The organism is Methylobacterium sp. WL6, assembly GCF_008040095.1.
GTDB lineage: Bacteria > Pseudomonadota > Alphaproteobacteria > Rhizobiales > Beijerinckiaceae > Methylobacterium.
The window spans coordinates 1-220 of the sequence record NZ_VRVH01000707.1; the positions used below are offsets into that span (position 1 = coordinate 1).

Sequence of the window (220 nt, forward strand, 5' to 3'; positions counted from 1 at the left end):
AGGAGACCGAGGGGTAAGCCCGGGTAACCGGCCCGGCCGGGCCGCGAAGGGCACGGCATCGCACCCGTCCGGAGACCTGCCATGCGTCGCACGATCTCGCTCGCGCTCCTCGCCGCCCTGCTCGGCGCCCCGTTCTCCCCTTCCGCCGTCTCCCCGGCGGACGCGGCCGGGCGGCCGGTGGTGGTCGAGCTGTTCACCTCGCAGAGCTGCTCGTCCTGCC

1 pseudogene is annotated in these 220 nt (G+C 75.0%); it reads left to right on the top strand.

From position 1 onward, the window contains the following. Window positions 1-81: 81 nt before the first annotated feature. A pseudogene (locus tag FV230_RS31160) lies at window positions 82-220 on the top strand (DUF1223 domain-containing protein); the annotation flags it as partial.